Origin of the sequence: Pseudomonas rhodesiae, from assembly GCF_007858255.1 — a bacterium.
In the GTDB taxonomy this organism is placed as follows: domain Bacteria; phylum Pseudomonadota; class Gammaproteobacteria; order Pseudomonadales; family Pseudomonadaceae; genus Aquipseudomonas; species Aquipseudomonas rhodesiae.
In genome coordinates, this window is record NZ_VFEU01000004.1 from 228,064 (window position 1) to 247,101 (window position 19,038).

A 19,038-nucleotide genomic window follows, 5' to 3' on the forward strand; every position below is an offset into this window, starting at 1 on the left:
TCGAACGAACCCGCGTTCAGGCGAGTTCATCCAGCAAGGCCAACAGGGTTTCACGTTTTTGCGCGCCCAATTTATCGATCAGTTTCCGCTGTGCCGCTTCCCAGGCCGGCAACGCGGCGGCCAGGCGTGCTTCACCGGTTGCGGTGAGCTGCACCAGGCGATTGCGCAAATCATCGCCTTCCACCAGTTTGACCAGCCCTTCACCTTCCAGCACCCGCAGGTTGCGGCCCAGGGTACTGCGATCCAGCCCCATCGCATCGGCCAGGCTGGAAATACTCGGTTGATCCAGGCGTTGCAGGTTGCTCAACAAAGAATACTGGGCAACGTTGATCCCGAAGCCGTCGAGGGCGCCGTCGTAATGCCTGCTGACGCCACGGGCGGCACGTCGCAGGTTGGTGCATAAACATTGGGAGGCAAGCATGGAACGTGTATATACCCGCGATTGAGCAAATGCAAGAAAGTGTTACAGCGCCAAGCCGACCAATACCACGACTTCCAGCAGCTCCAGCAGCGCACCGGCGGTGTCGCCGGTGGTGCCGCCGAGGCGATTGATCATCAATTGGCGCAGGCCTACAAAGGCGATAGCCGCCAGCAGCACCGCAACCCCGCCGCCGAACCCACCGATTAGCAGGCACGCCAGACCGCTGAGGATCAGCACCTGCTGCCCCACAGCCCTTGGTAAATGCTCCGACAATGCCTGACCCAAGCCGCCGGCACGCACATAACGCGTACTCAGGAACAACGCGAGCATCGACGCCCGGCCGATCAACGGCGCGAGGATCAATGCCGCCGTGTTGTGCTGTTCGATCAAGGCAACCAACGCGCTGAATTTGAGCAGCAACACCAGGCCCAACGTCACCACGGCAATCGGCCCACTGCGCGGATCTTTCATGATAGTGAGGGTGCGTTCGCGATCACCGAAGCCACCCAGCCAGGCGTCAGCGCTGTCCGCCAGACCGTCCAGGTGCAAGCCGCCGCTGAGCAAGACCCAGGCCGTCAGCAGCAGCGCCGCGTGCAGCAGCAACGGCGCGCCCGTCAATGCGATACTCAGCCCCCACAACAGCACACCGAACACCCCACCGACCGCCGGGTAAAACAGCAACGAGCGTCCCATTTCCTGCGGCTGCGGCATGCCTGGCAGGCGAATCGGCAGGCTGCTCAGAAATTGCAAGGCGATCCAGAACGGCAACATCGTCAGCTTCCTTCCCACAACGCGCCATCGGCGGCGACACGCAGGCTGAACAACCCACCGTGGCCGACTTCGACATTCAATAAGTGCTCACGAGGCAACCCCCTCGCGCGGGCCAGCAACAGACGCATCACCCCGCCATGACTTATCAACAGGACGCGCTCACCGGCATACGCCTGATGCAGGCGTGCGACAGCACCTAGAACCCGCTGGGAAAAATCCTCAACCGGCTCGCCCTCGGGCGGCGTGAAGCGGTAGGGATCGGCCCAGAAGCGTCCCAACCCCTCGGCATCGGTTTGCATCAGCGCCGCTGCGCTCTGCCCTTCCCACGCACCGAAGTGCAATTCCTGCAAATCTTTTTCCAGACTCACCGGCACATTGAGCCGGGCCCCCAGCTCGTCGGCAAACCGCGCGCAGCGTTGCAGGGGCGAACTGATCAGCCGGTCCCACGGGCCTTGTTGCGCCACGGCGGCGCGCATCTGCGCCCAACCGTTGGCGGTAAGCGCGTCGTCCAGGCTGCCGCGTAGACCGCCGCCCAGCTCGGTTTCACCGTGGCGCAGCAGGTCCAGGTGCAAGGTCATGCCGGGCGATCTGCCACGGCGGCTTCGGCGAAGGTCGCCATCTGCCCGTGCAGCGCACAGGCCAAGCGCAGCAACGGCACCGCCAGCGCCGCGCCGCTGCCTTCGCCCAGGCGCAGGCCCATGTCCAGCAACGGTTGCGCGTCCAGGTGTTGCAGCACATGACGGTGGCCCGGCTCGGCGCCGCGATGGCCAAACAGCAGCCACGGGCGACTGGCCGGATTCAAACGCGTGGCCACCAATGCGGCGACGCTGCAGATAAACCCGTCCACCAGCACCACGATGCCGGCCTGGGCGCAGGCGAGGTAGGCGCCCACCAACGCGGCGATTTCAAAGCCGCCCAGGTTGAACAGCGTCTGCAACACATCGCCGCGCTCGGCAGCATGCCGTGCCAATGCACGCTCAATCACCGCCACCTTGTGACTGACGCCCTGGGCATTCAAGCCGGTGCCAGGACCTGTGAGGTCGCTGACTCGGCAATCGAGCAAGGCACAAGCCAGCGCGCTCGCCGCCGTGGTGTTGCCGATGCCCATTTCGCCGCCGATGAACAGCTGCGTGCCATGTTCCAATGCGCGCTGTGCGCTGTCACGTCCGGCCTGCAACGCCAACCGCCCCTGAGCGACGCTCATCGCCGGGCCGTCGACGAAATTGGCCGTACCCGCGCCGATATTCAGGTGACGCACACCCGGCAGGTCCAGGGTCGGTGTCACCGTGCCCAGGTCGACCACTTCCAGACGCGCCTCCAATTGCCGGGCAAGCACGCTGATGGCGGCCCCGCCACTGACAAAGTTGTGCAGCATCTGCCCGGTCACCGCCTGGGGAAACGCCGACACCCCTTCAGCCACCACGCCGTGATCGCCGGCAAAGATCGCGATCCACAGCTGATCCACCGCAGGCTTGACCCGCCCCTGCAAGCCGGCCAGTTGCACCGCCAACGCTTCCAGCTGGCCGAGGGAGCCGGCGGGTTTGGTCAATTGCTGCTGGCGTGCCAAGGCGTTTTCGTACGCCTCGGTGTCGACAGGCTTACAGGGGTTGAGCCACCAGGTGTCAGTCATAACGCAGTACCTTTCAATGTCAGGGGCAGTCCGGCGACCGTCAGCACCACGCGCTGACACCGCTCGGCCAAGGCTTGATGCAGCCAACCGGCTTCATCCACGTAGCGGCGAGTCAATTCGCCCAGCGGCACGACACCCAGACCGGTCTCGTTGCTGACAAAAATAATCTCCCCCGGCAGCGTGGCCAGGGTCTCCAGCAACTGGTCGCGCTCCAGCGCCAGGCGCTGCGGATCTTCGAGCATCAGCAGGTTGGTCAGCCACAGGGTCAGGCAATCCACCAGCAGGCAGCGGTCGGCCGCGGCGTGTTCACGCAGCACCCGCGCCAGCTCGATCGGTTCTTCGATCAAGCCCCAGTGCGCCGGTCGACGCTGGCGATGCAAGGCCACCCGTGCGTTCATCTCGCCGTCCTGGGGTTGGCTGGTGGCGACATAAATGACCGGCAACGTCGTGTCCACCGCGAGTGTTTCCGCCAGGCGACTCTTGCCGGAGCGGGCGCCGCCGAGGATCAGTTGGTGCATGGGACCACTCCACACAGGCTGCGCAATAAATCGGTATCCAAATGCTGCTCCACCAGATCCGCCAAACGCTCGATATCGCGCTCGCGCAGGGCGTGATAGTCCACCTCCTGCACATCCGCCAGCCCCGCCCAGCGCAACAGCGCGCTACATGCGGCCGGCGTTTCGAACAGGCCGTGCAGGTAGGTGCCGAGGATCTGCCCGTCGGCACTGCGCGCGCCGTCATGGCGGCCGTCGTCCAGGCGCACGGCTGGGCTCGCCAGAGCCTGGCCGGACGTTACCCCCGCGTGAATTTCATAACCGCTGACCTCGACGTCTTCCAGCAGCAAACGGCCGCGCACATTGCGCAATTGCTTCTCTTCCTCCAGGGTCGTGCTGAAGGCCAGCAGCCCCAGGCCATCGCTGGAACCGGAAGGCCCTTCCAGACCCAGGGGGTCGTGCACCTGCTCGCCGAGCATCTGCAGGCCGCCGCAAATACCCAGCACCTTGCCGCCGTAGCGCAAGTGCCGCGCCACGGCACTGTCCCAGCCATTGGCGCGCAGGTAGGCGAGGTCGCTGCGCACGCTTTTAGAGCCCGGCAGGATAATCAGGTCGGCGGCCGGGATCGCTTGGCCCGGGCCGATAAATTGCAAGTCCACCTGGGGGTGCAGGCGCAGCGGGTCGAAATCCGTATGGTTGCTGATGCGCGGCAGCACCGGCACCACCACCTTGAGGACCTGGGCGGCTTTGTCGATCTGGCGCCGGTCGATGCCGTCCTCGGCCTCCAGATGCAAATCCATCACATAAGGCAGAACCCCCACCACCCGCTTGCCTGTGCGTGCCTCCAGCCAATCCAGGCCTGGCTGCAACAGCGCAATATCGCCGCGAAAGCGGTTGATGATGAAGCCCTTGACCCGCGCCTGCTCGCTGGGCGAGAGCAATTCCAGAGTGCCCACCAAGTGAGCGAACACACCGCCGCGATTGATATCGGCGATCAGCAGCACTGGGCAGTCCACCGCTTCAGCAAAGCCCATGTTGGCGATGTCGTTGGCGCGCAGGTTGATCTCCGCCGGGGATCCCGCCCCTTCGACCATGACCACTGGGTAGGCCGCGCTCAGTCGCGCATGGGAGGCCAGCACGGCCTGCATGGCGATGGCTTTGTAATCGTGATAGGCCACGGCGTTCATGCTGGTCAAGGCGCGGCCATGGATGATCACCTGGGAGCCGGTGTCACTGTTGGGTTTGAGCAGCACCGGGTTCATGTCGGTGTGGGGCGCCAGCCGCGCCGCTTGGGCCTGTACGGCCTGGGCGCGGCCGATCTCGCCGCCTTCGGCAGTCACGGCGCTGTTGAGCGCCATGTTCTGCGGTTTGAACGGTGCAACGGCAACGCCCTGACGAATCAGCCAACGGCACAGCGCGGTTACCAGAGTACTTTTGCCGGCGTCGGAGGTGGTGCCTTGCACCATCAGCGTACTCATGTGGCGTCCTTATAGGCGACCAGGGCTTCGTCGAGGCGCAGCCAATCGGCCTCGGTGTCCGGCAGGCCGAAGCGCAGGCTGCTGTTGTGAACGAACAAGCGCAGCAGGATGCCGCGCTGGGCCATGAACTCATGCATGCGCTCGGCATGCGGCGTGATCAGCCATTGGAACAGCGCGCAGCCGCCTTGCGGCTGGAACCCCCGCTGTTCAAGCAACGCATACAAACGCGCGCCGGCCTCCAGGCAACGCGCACGCTGGCGTGCCTGCCCTTCGGCATCGCGCAGGCAGACTTGGCCCAACACCCGCGTCGGCCCGCTGACTGCCCATGGCCCGACCTGATCGGCGAGCAGCTTGAGCAACTTACGGTCGGCCAGGACAAAACCCAAGCGCACTCCAGCCAGACCGAAAAACTTGCCGAACGAACGCAATACGATCAAGCCGACGAGATGGGCCTGACCCGCCAGGCTCAAATGCGGCGTGACATCCATAAAGGCTTCGTCCACCACCAGCCAGCCGCCCCGCTGGGCCAGGCGCGCGTGCCAGTCCAGCAAGCGTTGGGGGCTCAAGCTCAGGCCGGTGGGGTTGTTGGGGTTGACCACCACCAGCACGTCGAGGCCGTCGAGGAAAAAGTCCACTTCCTGCTCCTGGACCTCGCGCACCACATAACCGGCGCGGCGCCAGGCTTCGGCATGTTCGGCGTAGCACGGCGACACCACGCCGACCTTGCCGGCGCGGCGCAGGCGCGGCAGCAACTGGATCGCCGCCTGGGAGCCAGGCACCGGCAACAGGTGGGGCGCGCCGTAATACTCGCTGGCGGCCTGCTCCAGGCCGTCGTCGGTTTCCGGCAGGCGTGCCCAGGCTCGCAGCGGGATTTCGGGGATCGGCCAAGGCCAGGGCGCGAGGCCGCTGGACAGGTCCAGCCAATTGGCTTCGGCGATCCCGTATTGAATGGATGCCTTACGCAGTCGCCCGCCATGTTCAAGCATAGAATTGCGCCCCCGCACATAGGATCAGCAGCCACAACCATACGCCGCCCTGCACCAGTTGCCAGCCCCGCTCGATGGCGTCCGCATCCGCCGCCGGGCCTTCGCCCAGTGGCGGACGTTGGTGCAGTTCACCGTGATAGATCGCTGCACCGCCCAACTCGACGCCCAAGGCGCCGGCACCGGACGCCATGACCGGGCCGGCGTTGGGGCTGTCCCAAGTCGGGCCCTGGGTGCGCCAGCATTTGAGGGCCAGGCCGGTTTTGCCGAGTACGGCGTAGGTCAACGCCACCAGACGCGCGGGAATGTAGTTGAGTACATCGTCGATTTTTGCCGCCGCCCAGCCGAACCGTTCGAAGCGTTCGTTGCGATAGCCCCACATGGCGTCCAGCGTATTGCTCAGGCGGTACAGCACCACACCGGGCACACCGGCGATCACAAACCAGAACAGCGCGGCAAACACCGCGTCGCTGCCGTTTTCCAGGACCGACTCGGTGGCGGCGCGGGCAACTTCGGTGCGGTCCAGTTCGCTGGTCTGGCGGCTTACCAGATAACTCACGCGTTTGCGCGCCTCATCAAGATCATCCCCGCGCAATGCCTGGGCCACCGGCAACACATGCTCGCCGAGGCTGCGCATACCGAGGGCGCAGTACAGCGCGAGAATCTCCAGCACCCAACCGATATAGGGCGCCCACGATAAAGCGGTGGCCAGCAGCGTCAGCGGCACCACCGCGATAAACCAGGCGGTGACGCCATGGCTGCGCCAGCCGCGCCCGCCACTGTTGAAACGCTGCTCGATGCGCCCGGCGAAATTGCCGAACGCCACCAGCGGATGCCAACGCTTGGGCTCGCCCAGCAGCGCATCCAGCGCCACGGCGGCGACACACAGCAAGGCCACACTCATCGACTCACTCCCCACACATTTTCATACAGCATGTCACTCAGCGGCCGAGGTTCGGCCCAGCCTTCGAGTTGCAACATCGGTGCCGGGTAAAACTCGGCCACCGGGCCCAGGCATAACACCGCCAGCGGCTTGGCACCGGCAGGCAACCCCAACAGGTCGGCCAGGGCCTGGGGTTCGAACAACGAGACCCAGCCCATGCCCAGCCCTTCGACGCGGGCCGCCAGCCACAGGTTCTGGATCGCACAGGACAGCGACGCCATATCCATCTCCGGCAACGTACGGCGCCCGAAAATATGCCGCTCGCGATCATCCATCAGCGCCGCCACCAGGACTTCGGCGCAGTCGTGGATACCTTCGACCTTAAGCTTCATAAACTCGTCAGAGCGCTCGCCCAGCGCCTCGGCGGTGCGCACGCGTTCCTCTTCCACCAGTTGTTGAATCTGCCCACGCAATACGCGGTCGCTGATGCGGATAAAGCGCCACGGCTGCATCAGGCCGACGCTCGGCGCCTGATGCGCAGCCTGGAGCAGGCGCTGCAACACCTCGCAAGCGACGCTGCCGCCGCTGAAGTGGCGCATATCGCGGCGTTCGGCGATGGCGCGGTAGACGGCGTCGCGGTCGGCCTGGGGGAAAGCGTTGTCGGTCATGGCCCTATCGGGGGCAAGCCCCCTCCCACAGTGGAGGGGGTTTCAGCTCGGTCCGGGGCAAACAAGGCGGCGACCGCCGGCGGATTCGATGGGAAATAGAAGTGTACGTAAGAGGCAGTCATCCGCCCCTGTCGGAAGACTGCCTCGGCACCGCGCCCACCGTTAGGGCTTTGGCCACGGGCAATCGGCTGCCACTCGGTACTGGTCAGGGAATGATGGTAGGTATGGCCGCGCAGCACGCCTTCGGGCAATTCGACGCTTTGCAGGGCCAGGGCGGCGAGTTTCTTCTGCATCACCGCATCGCCCTGCAACAGGCCCACCAGTTCGGCACGGTTGCCGTCGACATCGGTGAGCGAGTCCAGCAGGTAGAGCATGCCGCCGCACTCGGCGAGCAACGGTTTGCCGGCCGCGTGATGGGCGCGGATGGCGGCCAGCATCGTAGTGTTTTGCGCCAGGGCCTGGTGATGCAGCTCCGGATAGCCGCCGGGCAGGTAGAGGCTGTCGGCGTCGGGCAGTTCGCGGTCGTGGATCGGTGAGAAGAAGTGCAACTCGGCGCCCATAGCCCGTAGGAGGTCGAGGCTGGCGCCGTAGGTAAACGCGAAGGCTTCGTCGCGGGCCACCGCGATGCGCACACCGGCCAGCAGCGGTTCGGCTTCGACGATCGTCGGCGCGGCGAACGTGACCGGCGGCGGCACCGCCACTTCGCAACTGCTGCCCAAGGCTTGGGCGGCGGCGTCCAGGCGCAGGTCCAGGTCATTCAGCTCACTGGCCTGCACCAGGCCCAGGTGGCGGCTGGGCAACTCGATCCCGGTTTCGCGGGACAGCGCGCCATACCAGCGCAGGCCCTCGGTGAGGCTGCCTTCGAGCAGTTGCGCATGACGCAGCGTACCGACACGGTTGGCCAGCACCCCGGCGAACGGCAGGTCCGGCTGGTAACGCGCCAGGCCCAAGGCCAGGGCACCGAAGGTTTGGGCCATGGCGGTGCCGTCGATCACGCCCAGCACCGGCACGCCGAAATGCCGGGCCAAGTCGGCGCTGGAAGGCGTGCCGTCAAACAGGCCCATTACGCCTTCGATCAGAATCAGATCGGCCTCGCCGGCGGCTTCCCACAGCAGACGGCGACTTTCCTGCTCGCCCACCATCCACATGTCCAGTTGATACACCGGCGCACCGCTGGCGCGCTCGTGGATCATCGGGTCCAGAAAGTCCGGGCCGCATTTGAACACCCGCACCTTGCGTCCCAGGTTGCGATGCAAGCGGGCCAGCGCGGCAGTGACGGTGGTTTTGCCCTGGCCGGACGCCGGTGCGGCGATCAGGACGGCCGGGCAATGACGAGGCTGATTCAAAGTTCGACGCCTTTCTGTGCCTTGATACCGGCCTGGAAAGCGTGCTTGAGCATGCCCATTTCGGTGACGGTGTCGCCCATCTCGATCATTTCGGGCTTGGCGCCACGGCCGGTGACCACCACATGCTGCATCGGTGGGCGGGCTTGCAGGTCGCTGAGCACTTGGTCCAGATCGAGGTAGCCGTGCTTGAGGGCGATATTCAGTTCGTCCAGCACCACCAGGCCGATAGTCGGGTCTTGCAGCATCGCGCGGGACACAGCCCAGGCGGCTTCGGCGGCGGCGATGTCGCGTTGGCGGTCCTGGGTTTCCCAGGTGAAGCCTTCGCCCATGACATGAAAGCGCACTTGTTCGGGGAAGCGCCGGAAGAACAGCTCTTCGCCGGTGCTGTGGCGACCCTTGATGAACTGCACCACACCGCACTGCATCCCGTGGCCCATGGCCCGGGCCAGCATGCCGAAGGCCGAGCTGCTCTTGCCTTTGCCGTTGCCGGTCAGCACCAGCAGCAAACCGCACTGATTGGGGGAATTGGCGATGCGCTCGTCGATCACGGCTTTTTTGCGCAGCATGCGCGCCAGGTGGCGTTCGTCGCGGTCGGGGGAATCGGTCATGGCAGCTCTCCGTTGGGGCTGGACAAAAACGGCGGGCAGGGAAAAACACAATCAGACAGCCAAGCATCGCCCACCGTGATGCTGTTGAATGATCCAGGCCGGTCTCCGGGCTCATAAGTGGACCGCTCCCGGCGGACCAGGAACAGACCGACGCTGCGCCTTCCCGTATCGCTGGGATACAGTGGCCAAAGGCAGCGTCTTGACTCATTTACCGTTGCGGGGGCAGCGCCGGGATCGCGGCCACACTGTGTACAAGTGCGCTCACTCACCGGCTTCCCTGTTTCACTCCGTCGACCCGTGGGTCACAGAGCACCTGAAACAAGCCGCGAAGGTTAGTGGGTTGGGGGTGGAGCGTCAATTAAAGCCGGCCTTGTTCTTGAACCATCGCACCCGCGCCCTCCTCTATCCCTACAGGTATCAAGGAGAACACCATGCATAAAACCAGACTCGCCTTACTGATCATGCTCGCCGGCAGCCTCGCCGCCTGCGGTGAAAGCTCCACGTTGCAGATCAGCGACGGCACGGGGCCATCGCCGCGCTTACCGCAACCGAACAAGACCCTGATCCCCACCGTCAACATCGCCCCGGCCATCGGCTGGCCCGACGGCGCCAAGCCCACGGCAGCACCAGGCTTGCAGGTGAGCGCTTTTGCCGAAGGCCTGGATCACCCGCGCTGGCTGTACGTTTTACCCAATGGCGACGTGCTGGTGGCGGAAACCAACGCGCCGCCCAAGCCGGATGACGCCAAAGGCATTCGTGGTTGGGTAATGGAAAAGGTCATGGACCGCGCCGGCGCCGGCGTACCCAGCCCGAACCGCATCACCCTGTTGCGCGATGCCGACCACGACGGTGTGGCGGAAACCCGCACGGTGTTCCTGGAAAATCTCAACTCGCCGTTCGGCATGACACTGGTGGGCAACGACCTCTATGTCGCCGATTCGGACAAACTGCTGCGCTTTGCCTATCAACCGGGTGCCACTGCAATCAAGACCGCAGGCACCACGGTGGTCGAGCTGCCGGGCGGACCGCTGAACCACCACTGGACCAAAAACGTGATCGCCAGCCCGGACGGCAGCAAGCTGTACGTGAGCGTCGGCTCCAACAGCAACGTCGGTGAAAATGGCCTGGAGGCCGAACAAGGCCGCGCTGCGATCTGGGAAGTGGACCGCGCCAGCGGCCAGCACCGCATCTTCGCCTCAGGCTTGCGCAACCCCAACGGTATGGCCTGGGAACCCCAGAGCGGCAAACTGTGGACCGCAGTGAACGAACGCGACGAGATCGGCAGCGATTTGGTGCCGGATTACATCACGTCGGTCAAAGACGGCGCTTTCTACGGGTGGCCCTTTAGCTACTACGGCCAGCACGTGGATGAACGCGTCACGCCACAGAGTCCGGACCTGGTGGCCAAAGCCATTGCCCCGGACTATGCAGTGGGGCCCCATACCGCTTCACTGGGCCTGACGTTTGCGCAAGGGAGCAAATTGCCAACCGCCTTCAGCAACGGCGCGTTTATCGGCCAGCACGGCTCGTGGAACCGCAAGCCACACAGTGGCTACAAAGTGATCTTCGTACCGTTCGAGGGTGGCCAGCCGAAAGGGCAACCGGTGGATGTACTGACCGGATTCCTCGATCAAGATGAAAAAGCCATGGGCCGGCCGGTGGGCGTGGTGATTGATCAGCAAGGCGATTTGCTGGTGGCCGATGATGTGGGGAACAAGGTGTGGCGGGTGTCGGCCGCTAAATAAACACCGCAAAAACCATGTGGGAGGGAATTGCTCCCTCCCACATTGGATTAAGGATTGCGCGCCAAATGCTCAGCCGGCAACACGCGCTTGGCGCTCAGGTAGGCATTCTGCCAATAGGCTTTGGACAAGGTGTCCAGCTTCACCGTACCGCCGGTTTGCGGTGCGTGTACAAAGCGGCCTTCACCCACGTAGATGCCGGCGTGACTGACTTGAGAGCCGCCGCCGGTGGCGAAGAACAACAGGTCGCCGGTCTGCAGGTTCTGCTCGCTCACATCTTGGGCACGCATCACGATCAGCTCACGGGTGGTGCGCGGCAACGAAATGCCGGCGGCATCGCGGAACACAAACCCGATCAGGCCACTGCAATCAAACCCAGAGTCCGGGGTGTTGCCGCCCCAGCGATAAGGCGTGCCGACCAGGCCGAGCGCGCGAAACAGCACGTCTTCGGCGGCAGGCGAGAAACTTTGCGTGGAATAGTTGAACACCGGCTTGGGCTTGACCGCGACGGGCGCGGGCTGTGGCCGGCTGGCGCAGGCGCTGATAAGCGCGGCGCAGAGGATAAGAATCAGGCGGGCCGAGGTCGACATGTGCAGAACAATCCTGGTCTGGATGCGGCTTTCGCTGCCGAACGCTGAAAACCAGAACGCGCAAGCAAAGCTCGCGCGTACCGATTACAACAATGTCCAGGGATTCTAGCGCTTACACGTCAAACTTCAAGTATCACTTTAACTTTACTTGCTGGCGGTAACGGTAGTCGGAGCCATCGCCAAGGCACGCTTGGCTTCGATGAAGGTTTTGCTCCAGTAGCTGTCGCCCAGATTGTCGACTCGAACACCGCCGCTGCGACGGCTGCTGGAGTGGATAAACTGGTTATCGCCCAAGTAGATACCGGCGTGGCTGACGCGCCCACGGCCACTGGTACTGAAGAAAAGCAGATCGCCGGGCTTGAGGTTGTTGCGCGCGACCAACGGTGCATTAACGTTGATCATTTCGCGCGTCGAACGCGGCAGATTCATGCCGGCCTCTTCACGAAACAGGTAGCCGATAAAGCCGCTGCAATCGAAACCGGCTTCGGAGGTACCGCCGAAACGGTAACGGGTACCGATCAGGGACATGCCGCGCTCAAGAATGCTGTCGGCCAGAACTGGGAGTTGATAAGGCTTGCTGCCGGAGAAGTCGGCCAGCTCTTTTTCGGTCGCCACTTCTTCCTCATAAACAGTGGAAGATTGCGCCGCGACGAATTTTGCCTGGTTTTGAACCTGTGGTTTTTGCTGTTCTGCCACTTGTTGAGGGTGGGACGCGCAACCAAACAACAGGGTAACGAGTGCGAGAGGCACGAGGGGTGCGAAGCGATTTAGCATGGGCACGACCGTGGCTGATAGATTTAGAAGCCGCGACTATGCCCTCTATCACATCGATTTGCAAATTCAATCGTGCCTTTTGTGACTTCCCGATTCGACCCTGACATCTAAGCCGTAATTCCATTTATCGACAAAAATGCGTAGCTCGCCGGGCTCAAACGCAGGTTTTCTGGCGCCTGAAAAGTGTCGAAACATTGAAAATCAACGTGTTACCAGCCCAAAGTCTCTTTGAGAAAAGGGATCGTCAATTTTCTTTGCGCCTGCAAGGAAGCTTGGTCGAGCTGTTCAAGCAGATCGAACAATGCGCTCATGCTGCGAGTGCCACGGGTCAAGATGAAATGCCCCACCTCATCGGTGAGGTGCAGGCCGCGCCGCGAGGCTCGTAACTGAAGGGCGCGCAATTTGTCCTCGTCGGACAAGGGGCGCATCTGGAAGATCAACGCCAGGGTCAGGCGCGATTTAAGGTCCGCCAGCTTGACCGGCAATTCCCGCGGCGAGGTGGAGGCCGCAATCAACAGGCGTCGGCCACTGTCACGCAGGCGGTTGAACAGATGGAACAGCGCTTCTTCCCAGTCAGCCTTGCCGGCGATGGCCTGCAGGTCGTCGAGGCAGACCAGCTCGTATTGCTCAAGGTGGTCGAAAATGCCGACGCCGCGATCCATCAACTCAGTCAACGGCAGGTACACCGCCGGTTCGCCCATCTGTTCGAAGCGCAGGCACGCGGCCTGCAACAGGTGGGTACGCCCCACGCCATGCTTGCCCCACAGATAGATCAGGCTTTCAGTCCACCCGGCGTCGGCTTCGCAGAGCCGCTCGACATAGCCGAGTGCAGCGGCGTTGGCGCCTGGGTAGTAATTGATGAAGGTGGCGTCGTCACGCAGACGCACACCCAAGGGCAGCTGAATCGGTTTCATGCTGACTGAACGGCTCCCATCGAACCGTTAGTGGCCTCTGTGAAAAGTTTGCGAAGTTTATACCCGTGACGTCGGGCGCACAATGCAGCAGACCTCAAGCAAAATCAAAGGTTTGCGTTAACTCGTTGGTTTTACGCGAATTGTTTGACGCCACGCCTGAATAAACAACAAACCCGGCGTTGCGCCGGGCTTGTGACACTGCGATTACAGGTCGGGGTCTTCGACCCCCGTGTAGACATCCGAATCCTTGTACAGATCATGCACATGGCGCACCAGCACCATGATCACTGCAGCCACCGGCAGGGCCAGCAGGATGCCGGTAAAACCGAACAACTCCCCGCCCGCCAGGATCGCAAAGATCACGGCCACCGGGTGCAGACCGATGCGATCCCCCACCAGCAGCGGCGTGAGCACCATGCCTTCCAGCGCCTGGCCGACCATAAACACTGCAACGATACCCAGCATCGGATAAAGATCGCCGCCGAACTGAAACAGCCCCGCCACCAACGCCGCGCCGATCCCGATCACAAACCCCATGTACGGCACGATCGCGGCCAAACCGGCAATCAGCCCGATCAACAGGCCCAGCTCCAGGCCGATGGCCATCAACCCGGCGGCATAGATAACGCCCAAGGCCAGCATCACCAGCAACTGGCCACGCACGAATGCGCCCAGCACTTCATGACACTCTTCGGCCAGGGACACAATGCGCTCTTCGCGGTCACGCGGCAGCAGGCTACGGATCTTGGCCATCATGATGTCCCAGTCGCGCAGCAGGTAAAACGCCACCACCGGGATCAGCACCAAGTTGGTCAACCAACCGATCAGCGCGAGCCCGGAAGCGGTGGCCTGGCTAAGCACCACACCGACGATATCGGTGGTCTGGCCCATGTGCTCACTGATGGCCGCCTTAACTTTGTCGAACTTCCAGAAGCCATCCGACAGCCCCAGTTTGGACTGAGCCCACGGCATCGCCGTGTGCTGCAGCCAGTCGAGCATTTGCGGCGCCAGCTCATACAATCGATACAACTGCTTGACCAGCATCGGCACCAGTACCAGGACCAGAGCCGTGACGATCAAGGTGAACAGCGCGAACACCGTTACCACGCCCAAGGTTCGCGAAAGTCCGGCCTTTTCCAGACGATCCACCACGGGATCGAATAGGTAGGCCAACAGCAACGCGACCAGGAACGGCGTCAGGATCGAATGCAGCAAGAACACAAAAACGCACAGCAGGACAATCCCGCCTAGCCACACCCAACGACGCGTATCCGCCATAAACCACTCCATCTGTTTGCTTCTATCTATATAAGGAAGAACGTTTACCAGCGAAAACGCAGTTGCGCCTGGGGTTCGGGGGCAGCGGCCGGTGGCGTTCCGTCGGTCACCGGCTGGGCTTCAGCCGCTGGAACCTCCTGCAACTTGGCCAGGTTCAACTGGGTACGCAATTGCTCGGCGCTGCCGTTCACGCGATACACAATGCGGTTGCCATCGACCAGCAGCGGTTGACCGCCAAACGGCTCAAGCAGATGCCCAAGCGTTGCGTAGCGCTCCAGATTCATGCCCTGCACTTCCAGCAACTGCTCGGTGCTGACGCCCGGCTTGACCGCAAAACGCGGCGCCAGCTTCTGGCTGACGGCCAACATCACCGCGTCCGCCAGCGCTGCGGTGTCGGCGCCCTCGGCGGTGCCTTGATCAGCCTTGTCGCCCATCCAAAGGCGCCATTTGGCCTGCCACTGATTACCTTCCTGACGCGCATGCACCGCCAGCAACGCGTCGGCGCCGTAGCGTTCGGACGCAGCCCGCAGCGGCGTGGCATCGGCGCTCTCCAGGTTCGGCGCGGTGGCCACCACTTGCTCTTCCAGATCGCCCAATGGCAGACGCAGCGGCAAGCCACGGTGTTGCGCCGCACGGCGCAGCGCTTGGGCGACGGACTGGCCGTCGCCCACCAGGCTGCTGCCCTCGGTGGAATCGTTCAGCCACCAGCCCAGGATCGAGGGCCGATTGCTGCCCCAGATAGACAACCCGGCGTCACGCAATGCGCGATCGGTGCTCACCGGGTCGAAATCCACTTGCAGGCTTTCCGGCGGGCCGGCGTCGTAGCCGTACTGGCTGATGATCTGCTGCGGGTCTTTGCGTACCGCCGCCAGGCCCGGACCTTCGGCGGCCTTGGCATCGCCGGTCAGGCGGATCACCAGGGTCTGCACCGCGCGCTGGGTGGCTTGGTCGCGCTCCTGGGGCGACTGGCTGCTGACCGGTTCAAGTACTTGATAAAGGCCGTTGAGGGTTTCGGCATGACTCGCCAGGCTGACCAACGACAAACAGCCCACAAAAAACACATTACACAGACGCATGAAAGATTCCCGAACGACAGATTTAGCGGCTGGAACAGACCGCGCGAACTCGGTTTCGCCTGGGCTGGGACCACGGCGACCGGTAAAACATTCACGGGGTCTCGGTAAGTTTTCGTACTGTCACAGTACTAGCGGGTTCAAGGCTATACCTTAATAGGCGCTGAAGCCGAGTCGATTAGCATTTTTTTAATCGCCTTTTTTAGCCGATATGGCCCTGCCCGTCGGCCCGAGGATGGCCGCTGCCCCTCAAGCCTGATAAAATCGCGCGCCTTCGCAGACCGTCAACGGCTGGGCCTTTTTACAAAAGCCCCCGCCCGCTCGGTCGTTACCCAGAAATCCCCCCTAAAGGCCTGGATCATGAGCAAGCAACCCTCCCTGAGCTACAAGGACGCCGGTGTAGACATCGACGCCGGTGAAGCATTGGTCGAACGCATCAAGAGCGTCGCCAAGCGCACTGCGCGCCCCGAAGTCATGGGCGGCCTGGGCGGTTTTGGCGCCCTCTGCGAGATCCCGGCCGGCTACAAGCAGCCAGTCCTGGTGTCCGGCACCGACGGCGTGGGCACCAAGCTGCGCCTGGCCCTGAACCTGAACAAGCACGACAGCATCGGCATCGACCTGGTGGCCATGTGCGTCAACGACCTGGTGGTATGTGGCGCCGAGCCGCTGTTCTTCCTCGACTACTACGCCACCGGCAAGCTGAACGTGGACACCGCCGCACAAGTGGTTACCGGTATCGGCGCTGGCTGCGAACTGTCGGGTTGCTCCCTGGTAGGCGGCGAAACCGCTGAAATGCCCGGCATGTACGAAGGCGAAGACTACGACCTGGCCGGCTTCTGCGTCGGCGTTGTAGAAAAAGCCGACATCATCGACGGCTCCAAAGTGGCCGCCGGTGACGCCCTGCTCGCCCTGCCATCCTCCGGTCCGCACTCCAACGGCTACTCGCTGATCCGCAAAATCATCGAAGTGTCGGGTGCCGACATCGAAAACACCCAGCTCGACGGCAAGCCACTGACCGACCTGCTGATGGCGCCGACCCGCATCTACGTCAAGCCGTTGCTCAAGCTGATCAAGGACACCGGCGCCGTGAAGGCCATGGCCCACATCACCGGTGGCGGCCTGCTGGACAACATCCCGCGCGTCCTGCCAAAAGGCGCTCAGGCTATTGTCGACGTCGCCAGCTGGCAGCGTCCTGCGGTGTTCGATTGGTTGCAGGAACAAGGCAACGTCAACGAAACCGAAATGCACCGTGTGCTGAATTGCGGCGTGGGCATGGTCATCTGCGTGGCGCAGGAACATGTGGAAACCGCGCTGAACGTATTGCGCGAAGCCGGCGAGCAGCCTTGGGTCATCGGCCAGATCGCCACCGCTCCGGAAGGCGCGGCCCAGGTTGAACTGAAGAACCTTAAGGCGCACTGATGCCGGCAACCTGTGATGTCGTGGTGCTGCTCTCCGGCACCGGCAGTAACTTGCAGGCCCTGATCGACAGCACGCGCACCGGCGACAGCCCGGTGCGCATCGCTGCGGTGATCTCCAACCGCAGCGACGCCTATGGGCTGCAGCGCGCCAGGGACGCGGGAATCGAAACCCGCTCCCTGGATCACAAGGCGTTCGACGGCCGCGAGGCTTTTGATCGCGCCCTGGTGGAGCTGATCGACGCCTTCGATCCCAAGCTCGTGGTACTGGCCGGTTTCATGCGCATCCTCAGCGCTGACTTCGTGCGTCATTACGCCGGGCGTCTGCTGAATATCCACCCTTCCCTGCTACCCAAATACAAGGGCATGCACACGCACCAACGTGCCATTGATGCCGGTGACCGCGAGCATGGCTGCAGCGTGCACTTCGTCACCGAGGAACTCGATGGCGGGCCTCTGGTCGTACAGGCAGTGGTTCCGGTAGAGTCGGATGACTCGGCGCAGACGCTTGCGCAACGGGTTCACACCCAGGAACACAGGATTTACCCGCTGGCGGTTCGCTGGTTTGCCGAGGGGCGGTTGATTCTCGGTGACCAGGGTGCATTATTGGACGGCCAGTTACTCGCGGCCAGCGGCCACTTGATTCGAACCTAGGAGATTTTATGCGTCGTGCCTTGCTCTTCGCTTTTGCGCTGTTCGCCTTGCCTGCGGTGCAAGCGGCAGACCTTCATCCCTTCTCCGTAAGCTACACCGCCGACTGGAAACAGTTGCCCATGAGTGGTTCGGCCGAACGCAGCCTGACCAAGAATAGCGACGGCACGTGGACCTTGAACTTCAAGGCTTCCATGATGATTGCCAGCCTGACCGAAACCAGCGTGATTCTGTTTGACAAGGACAGCCTGCAACCGAAGAGCTACACCTTCGAACGCGGCGGCCTGGGCAAAGCCAAGAAAATCAACCTGGACTTCGATCAGGCAGCCAAGAAAGTCACCGGTTTCGAAAACAAAGATGCCGTGAATGTACCCCTGCAAAGCGGCATGCTCGATAAGTCGACCTACCAGTTGGCCCTGCAGCGCGATGTCGCGGCCGGCAAAAAGAGCATGAGCTACAACGTGGTGGAAGGCACCGATGTCGACACCTACGACTTCCGCGTGATCGGCCCGGAAAAGGTTCAGACCAAGGTCGGCTCCATCGACGCCATCAAGGTCGAGCGGGTGCGTGATCCGACGCAAAGCAAGCGCATCACCCAGATGTGGTTTGCCAAGGACCAGGGCGGCATTCTGGTAGCCCTGCGCCAGGTCGAGACCGACGGCAAGGAATACAACATCATGCTGCAAGACGGCACCGTTGACGGTAACGCGGTCAAAGGCAGCTGATCGATCGATACGACTGAAAGCCTCGCGAATGCGGGGCTTTTTTTCGCCTGTTTTTCTCGCTCGCACAGGATGGGGCAAGCCCTTTCACATGAAACTTTTGTCATCAAACCCACGGCACTGCGGCGCAATGTCGCGGTTAACGGGGCCCGCAGCACTGTTGCGTTTCGTGCAATGAATTGTTGCAGGCAAAAGCGGTTTACTTAGCAAGCTAACAAAACATATAACAAAAGCCTGCGACGACTTGCCGCAGATCCACCAGAGATTGGAGCAAGCAGATGACTGTAAAAGTAACTGAACGCGACGATGCACATATGTCCCATGAAGCGTTGGGCCATGGGATTCACATCTGGGATGTACACCAACAAGACCTGCTGGTCGGCATGTTTCATAACGAAAGCGACGCTCAGAACTATAAGAACGAGCTTGAAATGCTTGAGATGAGACGCCAGGCAGAAAGCGCCTGAACCGCTGATAGTGCGCAGGCGCTGCGTCCACGACACGGAGCACCTGCGAAACAAAACCCCGCCTTCGAGCGGGGTTTTGCGTGGTCAAGACGGTACTTTTTAAATCACCGTAAGAAACCAGACACGTCTT

The 19,038-nt window shown here is 62.5% G+C and carries 21 protein-coding genes and 1 riboswitch; of the genes, 5 read left to right on the forward strand and 16 right to left on the reverse strand.

The features are described from left to right. Positions 1 to 16 precede the first annotated feature (16 nt). The 11 genes from FIV35_RS07980 to cobO are packed head-to-tail and all read right to left on the reverse strand — an operon-like array spanning position 17 to position 9,282. Positions 17 to 421: a MarR family winged helix-turn-helix transcriptional regulator gene (locus FIV35_RS07980; protein ID WP_034138875.1), complete on the reverse strand. Its 405-nt coding sequence runs from the start codon at positions 419 to 421 to the stop codon at positions 17 to 19. Between the two features lie 42 nt (positions 422 to 463). Continuing rightward, positions 464 to 1,192: an adenosylcobinamide-GDP ribazoletransferase gene (locus FIV35_RS07985; RefSeq protein WP_034138876.1), complete on the reverse strand. Its 729-nt coding sequence runs from the start codon at positions 1,190 to 1,192 to the stop codon at positions 464 to 466. A gap of 2 nt (positions 1,193 to 1,194) precedes the next feature. Continuing rightward, positions 1,195 to 1,770, reverse strand: coding sequence for an alpha-ribazole phosphatase family protein (gene cobC, locus FIV35_RS07990; RefSeq protein ID WP_034138877.1), 576 nt, complete (start codon positions 1,768 to 1,770; stop codon positions 1,195 to 1,197). Further along, on the reverse strand, positions 1,767 to 2,822 hold the full coding sequence (gene cobT / locus FIV35_RS07995) for a nicotinate-nucleotide--dimethylbenzimidazole phosphoribosyltransferase (RefSeq protein WP_034138878.1): 1,056 nt from the start codon (positions 2,820 to 2,822) through the stop codon (positions 1,767 to 1,769). Before cobT ends, cobC begins: the two co-directional genes overlap by 4 nt. Next, positions 2,819 to 3,340: a bifunctional adenosylcobinamide kinase/adenosylcobinamide-phosphate guanylyltransferase gene (cobU, locus tag FIV35_RS08000; RefSeq protein ID WP_034138879.1), complete on the reverse strand. Its 522-nt coding sequence runs from the start codon at positions 3,338 to 3,340 to the stop codon at positions 2,819 to 2,821. The genes cobT and cobU overlap by 4 nt, the downstream gene beginning before the upstream one ends. Beyond that, positions 3,328 to 4,794 (reverse strand): cobyric acid synthase, encoded by a 1,467-nt coding sequence (locus tag FIV35_RS08005; protein ID WP_034138880.1) that lies wholly within the window; start codon positions 4,792 to 4,794, stop codon positions 3,328 to 3,330. The genes cobU and FIV35_RS08005 overlap by 13 nt, the downstream gene beginning before the upstream one ends. Further along, the gene (gene cobD, locus FIV35_RS08010) at positions 4,791 to 5,780 is read right to left on the reverse strand and encodes a threonine-phosphate decarboxylase CobD (protein ID WP_034138881.1); all 990 of its coding nucleotides are present in this window, start codon (positions 5,778 to 5,780) and stop codon (positions 4,791 to 4,793) included. The genes FIV35_RS08005 and cobD overlap by 4 nt, the downstream gene beginning before the upstream one ends. Beyond that, entirely contained in the window at positions 5,773 to 6,681 is a 909-nt protein-coding gene (gene cbiB, locus FIV35_RS08015; protein WP_034138882.1) for an adenosylcobinamide-phosphate synthase CbiB, read from the reverse strand. The genes cobD and cbiB overlap by 8 nt, the downstream gene beginning before the upstream one ends. After that, complete coding sequence (gene bluB / locus FIV35_RS08020; RefSeq protein WP_034138883.1) at positions 6,678 to 7,328, reverse strand: 5,6-dimethylbenzimidazole synthase; 651 nt, start codon at positions 7,326 to 7,328, stop codon at positions 6,678 to 6,680. The genes cbiB and bluB overlap by 4 nt, the downstream gene beginning before the upstream one ends. Continuing rightward, complete coding sequence (locus FIV35_RS08025; protein ID WP_034138884.1) at positions 7,325 to 8,674, reverse strand: cobyrinic acid a,c-diamide synthase CobB; 1,350 nt, start codon at positions 8,672 to 8,674, stop codon at positions 7,325 to 7,327. The genes bluB and FIV35_RS08025 overlap by 4 nt, the downstream gene beginning before the upstream one ends. Beyond that, positions 8,671 to 9,282: a cob(I)yrinic acid a,c-diamide adenosyltransferase gene (gene cobO / locus FIV35_RS08030; protein ID WP_034138885.1), complete on the reverse strand. Its 612-nt coding sequence runs from the start codon at positions 9,280 to 9,282 to the stop codon at positions 8,671 to 8,673. Before cobO ends, FIV35_RS08025 begins: the two co-directional genes overlap by 4 nt. A 79-nt stretch (positions 9,283 to 9,361) precedes the next feature. Beyond that, positions 9,362 to 9,614, reverse strand: a riboswitch (cobalamin riboswitch). 99 nt (positions 9,615 to 9,713) lie between these two features. On the opposite strand from cobO, the gene FIV35_RS08035 reads away from it, so the two are divergent. Next, a complete protein-coding gene (locus FIV35_RS08035; RefSeq protein WP_034138886.1) occupies positions 9,714 to 11,027 on the forward strand; it encodes a PQQ-dependent sugar dehydrogenase in 1,314 nt (437 codons plus the stop codon). A 47-nt stretch (positions 11,028 to 11,074) separates the two neighbouring features. On the opposite strand, the gene FIV35_RS08040 is transcribed toward FIV35_RS08035, so the two are convergent. The 5 genes from FIV35_RS08040 to FIV35_RS08060 form a co-directional block, all read right to left on the reverse strand. After that, positions 11,075 to 11,614, reverse strand: coding sequence for a C40 family peptidase (locus FIV35_RS08040; RefSeq protein WP_034138887.1), 540 nt, complete (start codon positions 11,612 to 11,614; stop codon positions 11,075 to 11,077). A gap of 144 nt (positions 11,615 to 11,758) precedes the next feature. Then, the gene (locus FIV35_RS08045; protein ID WP_034099590.1) at positions 11,759 to 12,388 is read right to left on the reverse strand and encodes a C40 family peptidase; all 630 of its coding nucleotides are present in this window, start codon (positions 12,386 to 12,388) and stop codon (positions 11,759 to 11,761) included. A gap of 209 nt (positions 12,389 to 12,597) precedes the next feature. After that, a complete protein-coding gene (gene hda / locus FIV35_RS08050; RefSeq protein ID WP_034138888.1) occupies positions 12,598 to 13,302 on the reverse strand; it encodes a DnaA regulatory inactivator Hda in 705 nt (234 codons plus the stop codon). Positions 13,303 to 13,506: 204 nt separating this feature from the next. Continuing rightward, positions 13,507 to 14,580, reverse strand: coding sequence for an AI-2E family transporter (locus tag FIV35_RS08055; RefSeq protein ID WP_034099592.1), 1,074 nt, complete (start codon positions 14,578 to 14,580; stop codon positions 13,507 to 13,509). Between the two features lie 44 nt (positions 14,581 to 14,624). Then, positions 14,625 to 15,656: a DUF2066 domain-containing protein gene (locus FIV35_RS08060; RefSeq protein ID WP_034138889.1), complete on the reverse strand. Its 1,032-nt coding sequence runs from the start codon at positions 15,654 to 15,656 to the stop codon at positions 14,625 to 14,627. A gap of 357 nt (positions 15,657 to 16,013) precedes the next feature. Here FIV35_RS08060 and purM point away from each other — a divergent pair, with 357 nt between their 5' ends. The 4 genes from purM (at position 16,014) to FIV35_RS08080 (ending at position 18,908) form a co-directional block, all read left to right on the forward strand. Next, entirely contained in the window at positions 16,014 to 17,072 is a 1,059-nt protein-coding gene (purM, locus tag FIV35_RS08065) for a phosphoribosylformylglycinamidine cyclo-ligase (protein WP_034138890.1), read from the forward strand. Next, positions 17,072 to 17,722, forward strand: a complete 651-nt coding sequence (purN, locus tag FIV35_RS08070) for a phosphoribosylglycinamide formyltransferase (protein WP_034099598.1) — start codon at positions 17,072 to 17,074, stop codon at positions 17,720 to 17,722. The genes purM and purN overlap by 1 nt, the downstream gene beginning before the upstream one ends. Before the next feature lie 8 nt (positions 17,723 to 17,730). Beyond that, positions 17,731 to 18,444 carry a DUF3108 domain-containing protein gene (locus FIV35_RS08075; RefSeq protein WP_034138891.1) on the forward strand — a complete coding sequence of 238 codons (714 nt, stop codon included), beginning with the start codon at positions 17,731 to 17,733 and terminating at the stop codon, positions 18,442 to 18,444. A 275-nt stretch (positions 18,445 to 18,719) separates the two neighbouring features. Continuing rightward, positions 18,720 to 18,908 (forward strand): hypothetical protein, encoded by a 189-nt coding sequence (locus FIV35_RS08080; RefSeq protein ID WP_034099600.1) that lies wholly within the window; start codon positions 18,720 to 18,722, stop codon positions 18,906 to 18,908. The last annotated feature ends 130 nt before the right edge of the window (positions 18,909 to 19,038 follow it).